Annotated in this window: 1 pseudogene; it reads right to left on the bottom strand. The window is 49.2% G+C overall.

The features are described from left to right. A pseudogene (locus J5069_RS24055) lies at positions 1 to 541 on the bottom strand (hemagglutinin); the annotation flags it as partial.

The following is a 541-nucleotide window of genomic DNA, read 5'->3' as shown; positions in this document are numbered from 1 at the left end:
CAGTTACTGTAGGCATCCTGTACCTGTGTCCACTGCACATCTTTGCGCGTGTTGAGATCTTTCAGCCAGGCGGTGCCGGGCGTATTTCCCAGGGTCAACAGAGTGTTTTGCAGAGCCTGAGCATTTTGCGCCTTTACATCCGCACTCACGCCGTTGGCAGCATCAACGGTGAGTTTTCCACCGGTATAAACGGTCGGCAACACCCAGGTATCTTTGGTGTAGCCTTTGTCCGCGTTCTTAATGAAAAACCCTTTCGAGGTGGTAATAGTCTGTTCGAACGCAGTGTTTTTAACGGCTTTGAAGTTGACTTTACCGTTGGTGCTGGTCAGTTTGGCATTTTTTCCCGCGTTGATTTTGCTGGCTTCATAAGTACTGTCATCACGGCTTAACAGGTTGATATCGCCGCCTGCGGTAAATTCGGTCACTTTATTCGTCACATTGTGACTGACTTGCCGAGTAGTGGTTTTCTTGCCATACCACTTGCGCTTGGTGGTGGTTTTTTCATAGTGGCTGGATTCTTCCATCGCTTGTGCGTAGAGGA

The organism is Candidatus Symbiopectobacterium sp. NZEC127 (genome assembly GCF_025962675.1).
GTDB lineage: Bacteria > Pseudomonadota > Gammaproteobacteria > Enterobacterales > Enterobacteriaceae > Symbiopectobacterium.
The sequence above is the reverse complement of the archived record's forward strand: the minus strand, read 5'-3'. Positions and strand labels throughout refer to the sequence as shown.